Origin of the sequence: Polynucleobacter sp. MG-27-Goln-C1 (assembly GCF_018881905.1) — a bacterium.
In the GTDB taxonomy this organism is placed as follows: Bacteria; Pseudomonadota; Gammaproteobacteria; order Burkholderiales; family Burkholderiaceae; genus Polynucleobacter.
The window spans coordinates 776,852-785,841 of the sequence record NZ_JACVPM010000002.1 but is presented as its reverse complement, the minus strand read 5'-3'; the positions used below and the strand labels follow the sequence as shown (position 1 = coordinate 785,841).

At 38.7% G+C, this 8,990-nt stretch carries 7 protein-coding genes; 1 reads left to right on the top strand and 6 read right to left on the bottom strand.

Going from position 1 to position 8,990, the window contains the following annotated elements:
* Positions 1–10: 10 nt before the first annotated feature.
* The 4 genes from ICN14_RS08120 to ICN14_RS08105 form a co-directional block, all read right to left on the bottom strand.
* Complete coding sequence (locus ICN14_RS08120) at positions 11–2,536, bottom strand: glycosyltransferase (RefSeq protein WP_216225913.1); 2,526 nt, start codon at positions 2,534–2,536, stop codon at positions 11–13.
* Between the two features lie 69 nt (positions 2,537–2,605).
* Positions 2,606–3,943 carry an ABC transporter ATP-binding protein gene (locus ICN14_RS08115; RefSeq protein WP_216225912.1) on the bottom strand — a complete coding sequence of 446 codons (1,338 nt, stop codon included), beginning with the start codon at positions 3,941–3,943 and terminating at the stop codon, positions 2,606–2,608.
* Positions 3,897–4,712: an ABC transporter permease gene (locus ICN14_RS08110; RefSeq protein ID WP_216225911.1), complete on the bottom strand. Its 816-nt coding sequence runs from the start codon at positions 4,710–4,712 to the stop codon at positions 3,897–3,899. Before ICN14_RS08110 ends, ICN14_RS08115 begins: the two co-directional genes overlap by 47 nt.
* A 25-nt stretch (positions 4,713–4,737) precedes the next feature.
* Positions 4,738–5,703 carry a glycosyltransferase gene (locus tag ICN14_RS08105; RefSeq protein WP_216225910.1) on the bottom strand — a complete coding sequence of 322 codons (966 nt, stop codon included), beginning with the start codon at positions 5,701–5,703 and terminating at the stop codon, positions 4,738–4,740.
* Positions 5,704–6,158: 455 nt separating this feature from the next.
* Between ICN14_RS08105 and ICN14_RS08100 the strand changes: the two genes are divergently transcribed.
* The gene (locus ICN14_RS08100) at positions 6,159–7,043 is read left to right on the top strand and encodes a methyltransferase (protein ID WP_216225909.1); all 885 of its coding nucleotides are present in this window, start codon (positions 6,159–6,161) and stop codon (positions 7,041–7,043) included.
* Between the two features lie 189 nt (positions 7,044–7,232).
* Here ICN14_RS08100 and ICN14_RS08095 read toward each other — a convergent pair whose 3' ends face one another.
* The gene (locus tag ICN14_RS08095; RefSeq protein WP_216225908.1) at positions 7,233–8,081 is read right to left on the bottom strand and encodes a glycosyltransferase family 2 protein; all 849 of its coding nucleotides are present in this window, start codon (positions 8,079–8,081) and stop codon (positions 7,233–7,235) included.
* 10 nt (positions 8,082–8,091) lie between these two features.
* Entirely contained in the window at positions 8,092–8,988 is an 897-nt protein-coding gene (locus ICN14_RS08090; protein ID WP_216225907.1) for a glycosyltransferase, read from the bottom strand.
* Positions 8,989–8,990 lie beyond the last annotated feature (2 nt).

Below are 8,990 nucleotides of genomic sequence, written 5' to 3'. Positions count from 1 at the left end.
AATCTTAATCTCACTCAAAACAAGAATTTTTCAAAATCGCATCTACCCTGGAGTCCCAGGAATTGTTTCTAGCCAATTCCAATCTCATATTCTTCAGCTCAAAATCATCTTTTGATTGATATGCCTCATCTATTTGAGCCACAAATTCCTCGGCATTATCGGCTAGATAGCAACAATCGACATACTCAATTAGCTCAGGCAATCTTACAGATACAACGGGCTTCCCAGCACTCAAGTACTCATAAAACTTCACTGGGTTTGTTGCCATAGTCAAAGGAATAAGTTTGAAAGGAATCAAACACACATCAAAATACGCTAGGTACCCAGGTAATGACTGGTAAGCTTTCTCCCCCAAAAGAAATACATTTTCTAGATCCTCTATCTCATTTATCTCGGCGCCAAATGTGGAACCAATTAATACAAAGTTATATTGAGGCCTCATTCGAGCGCAGTGAGCGATCAACTCCACGTCAAACCAATCTGAGATGGCGCCGAAATATCCAATAATGGGTCCACCACCAAGAAAATCCAACTCACCATTGGGCATGCATCCGTAGAAATGCTCAAATTCAGTTCCATTTTTTACTTGGATACAGTTGCCATTTTTTTCATTCATCTTATCGTAAAGTAACTGCGAGGATGTAATCAGCAGATCTGCTTTTTCAATGAGTATTTTTTCAGCCTCGAGAGCTGAAATTGAGTTTGTAGAAAATCCCCCATGATCATCCATGCAATCAAAAATTATTTTTCCTCCAAATTCACTTTGCAACTTCTCTACAATAGGCCACCAACTCGGGAAATGAACTACATACGATATTGACTTAGGATTAAGATCCAGAATCAGTGTTGCAATGCCATCGGCAATGTTCTTTACATCATCGTCTTTCAATTGATCCTGATAAATGTTGACATGCTCCTTGCTAGATGGCCAAAATTGAAAGATTCCCTTTTGCAGCTCATCTAAGGTCATCTTGGAAGACGCCTCAGATCTAGAGGCAAAACGATTTCCATTTGGAATGAGAGACATGGCCGAATAAAGGATCGCATACCCACGCTTACAAAAACGTGAAACCAAATGCTGCGGTCTCTGCCAACGAAAATCCCAAACAATCACAGGAAAAACGATTATTAACCCCCCATTGGCACCTTTCAAAATTGCCTTAAGCTCGCCTATCTTTGTATTTTTTTTCCATCTTAGGAAAGCTTGCTTGATACGAGCAACTAGTTTTGCAATTTTTAGCTTTTGGAATGATCGCCTGAGAACAAGTTTAGCTAATGATGTAAATTGGAATTTAATAGATAACCTTCGTTTTTCTAATTCAAGACGCATACTGGCAGCCCAATCAGACATCTTCATTAACTCGGAATGTTTCTGATCGTATTGATACTGTAAGTCTAGAGCCCATTTTGAGACACGCTCAATATCCTGCATTAAATTAATAATCTGATTATCTCTTGCATCGATAGTAGTCTGTAAATTTTTACCCCATACGGATAAATTATGCGCTCTATCTTGTAAATCTATAATTCGAGAGTCCCTTTGATAAATTATTTTTTGAAGATCGGCATTCCAAGCCTCCCAGTTGCTGATTGTTTCATTTAAAGACTTTATTAGCCCCCGCCTTCTCTCATTCATTTCACTATCGCTAGAGGTTCTTGAGAAATCAAGTGGTAGAGAATTTTTTACATCTTTGCTAAATATATCTTTTGAGGCGCATGATTGCTGCCCTTTACTCCAAAACCCTAACCCCTCATATTCATCCAAATGCTTGGAAATATAAAAAGGCATCTCCATCAACTCAACTCTTTTATAGGTGAAATTTCGCCCAAAAATATCTAACCCTTTTTGGATACTTTCCGAAAGATTTTTATCCTCCTTAATCTCCTCAAGGTTGAATTCATCATGAGAAAACGCTTCAATTTTTTCTTGAATTTTTTTAACATCCCCAAGAAAACTGAAGTGCCAACCACCATTCTCAATAAGGGTAACATTTGCATCAACTAATGTTCCCGTAATATATCTCGATTGAAAATTAAACAAATCAATTCTTAATTTAGATGGGGAGACTAGGTCGACAAGATTAATCAAGACTGATCCTGGCAAAAGACCTCTCTCAACACACTGAAGGTTTAGTTTGTAGTAAAACTGCTTTTGATTGAACAGCACAATTGAATTTTTATCTACGATTGAAGGTATGACGTCTGGATTGGGGATCTCATCTACATCAGAGAGCATGAATAAACTATCACTGGGAATACCTTCAATACCCCTTAATATTGCCTCCCTCTGAAAGTGCTCTCGCTCAAACGGAGTTCCACATCCAGGGTAATCGTCAACAACAATATGAACAATTTTATTTAGAAATTTTCCATACCTGTCTTTATTTTCACTAAAGTGAAGCGGTTTATCTGCACCTTGAAAAGTTTTTTTACCTTCTACCAATACGAATAAATCTACCTTGTCAGCCAAGATATTAAGCCGAATATCCAATAAATCCAATTCATTAAAAAAAATAAATGAATCAATAAGCATCATTACGCCTTAATTTTTTTATTGCCTCAAATAGTATTTTCCATCCCCGCAATAATTTGGACAGAATATTCTTCATTTAAATTTATATTCCGTTGGTAAGGCCATTAGGACATGACACTCCTTGGCGGATACCAGATTAAATTGAATAATGTTTTCGCAATAGTCAAGTGAAGTTAATTTTCCTGATGTATCTTTTGAAGTGATAGCCAAGGTCAATGAATACTGTCCAGGATGCAAGTATGGAATAGTAAATTGAATACTCCCTTCTAACATGTCTTGAATGTTTTCGGCATCCAAGATACATCCCTCCACCTCATTATTGCTGCTGGCAATATCAATTCCCCTAATATTTCTCAATATATAGCCCACAATAATTTTTTGGTTGCTCCTATGCACATTAACTTTAGCTAATAACCTAATTTTTAATAGCTCACCTGCAATGACTAGATTAGAGTCAATCCCGTCCCCAAAAATTCTAGCCTGAATTATTGAGATATCTTGGGTCCCTCGTCTTGATGTTGGATTGACATGGGAAACAGCCTCTTCAACAATGGATTCCAGATTAGTATCAATGTTACTCAATCCAACATTAATATCTGAGACCTTCTCCATCCCATTTATATCAGCCAAATACTCCTCTACCACCTCATCTACAAATCCGATACCTGCTACTTCACCATTTTTTAACCAAATAGCTCTATCACATAAAGTTTTTATAGCTGTTGAATCATGCGTGACCAACAAAATTGTTACGCCTTTCTTTTTCAACTCATGAAATCTGCTCATACATTTATGAATAAAGAAAGCATCGCCCACAGCAAGAGCCTCATCAATAATTAGGATTTCAGGGTCAATATGAGCTTGCACGGAGAAAGCAAGGCGCATAAACATACCCGTTGAATAAGTTTTTACAGGCTGATCTATAAACTCACCAATATCAGCAAAACTTAATATCTCAGAAATCCTAGAATCAATCTCAGCGACTGAAAGACCACTTATCAATGCGCTTAAATAGAGATTTTCACGACCAGTGAACTCTGGATTAAATCCAGCTCCTAACTCCAGTAGGGCGGCAATTCTCCCGTTGGTAACAATAGCTCCGCCAGAAGGGGTCACTGTTTGGCAAATTAACTGCAGCAAGGTAGACTTACCCGAGCCATTTTTTCCAATAATCCCAACCGTCTCACCTTTTTTTACCTCAAATGAAACATTCGTGAGGGCCTTAAATTCATGAAAGTAAGCTCTTTTTTTGATTAACTTAAGAGCAGCTAATCTATTCACAAAAAATTGTTTAAGTCGGTCATGAGGTCTTGAATAGATCTCATACCATTTATTTAGACTCTCAACTTTAATAGCAAAATCTTCAGAGGACATCGGCAAAGCCCCTCCTTGTTTTTTGGAACCATACATAACCACCATACATTAGGAAAATTGCTATAACGGCATATAGCCCGAGCCCACCCCAGTCAGGCAGGTCGCCCACAATTACTACCTGTCTAACCTGCTCAATGATAAAAGTCGCAGGATTTAGCATTACCCAAATTCGGAGTTCCGCTGGCAAGGAGTCCAGCGGGTAAAACACTGGCGAAAGAAACATCAACACAGAAGTAAACACTCCAATCACCTGGCTAATATCACGTATGTAAACACCTAATGAAGCCAATATCCAAGAAATGCCTAAGGACATTACTATAAATGGGATAAAAATTACAGGCACATAGAGAATCGTTAAATTAGTAGGTCCATCGAGTGCTACCAATCCCACAAATAAAATAAGAAAGCTAATAAATGCATGAATTAATGCAGCACCAATGCTAACTATTGATAATATTTCCAGTGGAAAGACCACCTTCTTTACATAATTGACATTATGGATAATTAAAAATGGAGCTCTATTTATTACTTCGGCGAAAAAATTAAAAACAATCATTCCCGTGAATAGAATCAATGCAAATTCAACCTTACTCTCCGATGTAGAGAATCCCCACCTTGCTTTAAATACAACCGAAAAAACTAATGTGTATATCACAAGCATTAAGATCGGGTTAAGAAAAGACCATGCAATTCCGAAGATCGAACCCCTATAACGCCCAAGAACCTCTCTTTCCGTCATCTGATAAATGAGTTCTCGATTAGTAGCAATACTTTTAAATAAATTTCTAATTGATAAGGGATTCATAATTTATAAATTCAAATAATCTCTTTTAAACTTTATTAATTAAGGTCGCTAAAAATAGACTGAAGGTGCCGCGCCTTGTTTGACGATATAAGCCACATACCTCCATTAGACGGAATCTATCTTTGATACGCGCGCCCCTTAATGACTCAAACATTATCAAAATATCTTGGTGATTTTTTGCTAGCAAGTGATTAACTTGCTTTAAGGCGTTAATATTTTGCGTATTCCAATCCTGGAAACGTCCCTGCAGCAACATCCAAATTCGTTCCATTCTGGCGGAGAAAGATCTGTTTCCGCCAACAAGCGCATACTCGTGTTGACGATATAGTAACTGCGGAACAGGGTCGTAAAAAACGTCGCCCTCCACACCGCTAACCAGTTGATAGACCCACCAGTCATGCGAGGCAACGTCCAATACTCCAGCCTGTTCGATTAAAGATTTGGCCGCTTGATTAAAGACCATCGTATTACCACCTGCAATACTTTGCACCAGCGCATTACGGAAGCTTCTTGGAAAAACAAATAAGGGGGAGATGCCACAGGGATTTAACTGATAATCTACATACAGCGTACGCCCACAATATACGTAAGGAACACGTGTAACGTGATTGGCTAAAATATTTTCAAGGGCAACGGATATTTTTGTTGGCAACCACACGTCATCTTGATCGCAAAAGGCGTAGAAGTCAGCCTTGATCCTTGAGTCGCATGCTAGCGACAAAAAATTCCGACAAAAACCTTTTTGCGGACCGCTACGGATAATCAATTTTCCGGAAGGCCACCTCCCTTGATAGTCTCGCAGTATTTCCAGGGTTTGGTCCGTTGATCCGTCATCACTGACGATCACCACCCAATTTGGATGAGTTTGAGCCTCCAAAGAATCCAATTGTTCGGCCAAAAAGCGGGATCCGTTATAGGTGCATAACAAGATCGTGACTAAAGGAATGGCTGGGGCGTTTAAATACAGATTTTTACCAATGAAATCAGTCACTTAAATTTTAAACTAAGAAATTGTAGCCTGCGATTAAAAGACAAAATACCTTTTAAATGAATAATATTTTTTCAACCTCTTATTATAACAATCTTGTGCGGAGAAAAATCGATCTAATTTAATAAAAAATGATGGCAGCTACTAATAGACCATAATAGTAAGCGTTTAAAGTGAATAAATACAGTCATTTACCAGCAATGAAAATGCCTACAAAAGTTTTTCCCAAGGTGGACCTGGATATTACTAGCGGTCATATGATAACGATATTAACTCCGGCAGCCTTCGAAAACCTTTACTCAATAAATAACTACAATACAAACTCCAAGTTGTCGATCGCCTTAGGGCTATTATTAAATCGAATGATTCGACTTCCTAAGGGCCATGTACGCAATACCAACACTCGCAAACACCCCAATCGATATTGGTACTGCTATTCATTTGAAGGTAGGTAAACTATGTTGCAAAAATTATTTAATACATTGAAGTTAAATAAAGTCACCGAAACTTCCAAGTCATACGCCTGGGGTGTTGAAGAACTTATAAGAGCCACTGATGCCATTAACTTCAGCGCCGAGGGCTTGAACCCCCATCAAATAGATAACGAAATAGTAATAGCAAGGAACTTATATTCAAAAATCTCGCGATTAATTTTGAAAAATCAATCGATTCGACATTTTGAACCCTCGCTTATTCATTCTGTAGACGATGATATTGGGCCAAACATATTTCTTGTAGAGTTATTTCTTAGCGCCTATAAGCTGGCTTGGGAAAGCTCTGTACAAGTTCCAAATCCAGAACTTGAGGATGCGCATTATTTCAATGTGCTTCCCGGGGAGCACTATAGGCTCTTAAAGTCCATTGCCTGCACTTTGCATGCTAAAGCTATAGTTGAAATTGGTACATATACCGGCATGGGTTCGATAGCTTTTTCTCAAGGCATAGATGAGGGGGGCACCATTCATACTTTTGATATAAAGGCCTGGAACCTTTTTAGCAGCCACCTTAATAAAGAATTAATTGATAGCAAAAAAGTTATACAGATCTTGGGAGACCTATCCGATATTGACACCTTTAATAAACACTCCGAGCTATTAAATAATGCAAATATTATTTTTATGGATGCGCCTAAAGATGGGGATTTCGAATATAAATTTCTATCACTTATTCAAGCATTAAAGCCCAAGGAAAATAAATTACTAATAATTGATGACATTAGATTTGTGAATATGATTGACTTATGGAGAAGCATCAAATCACCGAAACTTGATATTTCATCCCTAGCACATTGGAGCGGAACTGGGCTCGTTGATATTAGCAATCCCCTGCTTTTAGCACGTTAGTGAATAAATGTTTTCTTCACTAAGAAGAATTGCATATCTCTATACCTCCCATTTGGCCAAGGCCGCCCTTGAATTGACTGCTCTCCAGAAGCTAGGCATCACCTCATATTCCCAAAATTCGTGTGTCGAGATAAATCTACCAAATAGAAATCGTGGCGCGCCGCTCACGGTAGGATTTCCTTAAAGAGGCTATGTCTGGTAATAGCGTTTACCAGCCTTCGATGAAAGGTGGTTCAATAGTTCCCGATTTATTTGAGCGCGTCTCTTATCTAAAAACCAACCCCACTTATTAAAGTATCTGGATAAATTAACACTGTGAATCCATAGCATTTTCAGGGATTTATAAGAGTCTCTCGCATGATGATGGGTTACTATGGCGCCAGGATAGTAAAGAGTAATGAATTTTTCATGGATCCTGCGTGTGAGATCTACATCTTCTCCGTACATGAAAAAACGCTCATCGAATAAGCCCACCACCTTCAGCGCACTGGTTCTGAGCAACATGAAGCATCCAGATAGATTGGGTACATTCATTTCATTTTCATACCCAGAGGATCTCAGCTCATATCGAGCTTCTCGCTTTCTAAAAAAGCTGACTAAGGGCCAAAAAGAGAAGCGTCTAATAATCAAATCCAGGGGCGTTGGCAGCAACTTGCAGAGACACTGAATACTTCCATCCGTATTCAGTATCCTTGGCATGAGATGACCAATTTTCTCATCTTGATTCATGCGCTCAATTGCTTTTCTTAACTCTCCGGAATCAAAATATATATCTGGATTTAAAACAAGGTGGTAATCAAAAAAATCTATTGCTTGTCTCATTGCCATGTTGTGAGAGGCGCCATAGCCGGGATTACTCCCAATGTGAGAATATTTAATCCAGTTCGCGCCGAATAAATCCTGCAAACTATCCTTTGGCGAATTATCAACAACATATAAAATCTCTATCAACTCAGATGCCTCAAGAGAATCCAAGACCCGCTTAATCTGATCAACTGAAGTGTTATACAAAACAAGAGAGGCGCTAATTTTTTTCATAATGAGGGCCTTACTTACGGACGCCCGCCTGAATTTCGTTTATCCGCCTAGGGAAATGCATCGCTAAATACCAAAACATTAGTGCACTTACTTTAAAGGCATGCAGCGAACGGATGCCAAATTGGATTACTAGCAAGAAAATTCTTTGAAGGGGTCTGAACTCCCCCATTAACTCTGGAGCAACATATGCTCCAGCCCTCACCATTGCTAGCGATTTATTCCATTGCTTAATAGGTGAATAGGACTGTGCCCCATTATTTGGATAGTAATCCCAGCCAACATGCACTGCCTTAAAATCATCGCCGGTTCTGCAAGTGAAATATTGAGGCTTAGCAAGCGAAGCATGTCCAATCTGAAATCTAAACTTTGTGATGAAATAGTCACTTCTGTATAAGGCCATGGTGGTGTCAACAGGGGCAACGATATTTGAGCCAATCTTCGGCCCCCTCAAATAAGACTCTTCAATCCCCAAAGATCTCACCAAACTCGGATTGCCCTTTAAATTCTCATGATCTAAGGCTAACCCTAATTTTCCGATTGCGCAGTATGAGTTCATTTCTTGAGCCAAATGAGTCAACCAGCAGACACCATTGATAGATAAGGGCACATAAATATCTGCATCAGAGAAAGCATAAAGTTGAGATTGTGGCCACGCGGGATGGTCAAGGGCCAAATTAAACCCATAAATCCAGTTATTTTTCGAATTATGAATAATCTGGGCTTGAAATTCTGCCTCCAGAATTTGGAATGTATTTCTTAGATCCTCAGAATCTGGAGAGTTGTTATCAATAATAAATATGCGAAACGGGTAAATCGTTCTCTCATGAATCAACTTAACTGCGCGCAAAAGAACATCCGCTTGATCATGGTGCAGTAACACAATTGGAATAATTTTTTTATCTAACATTG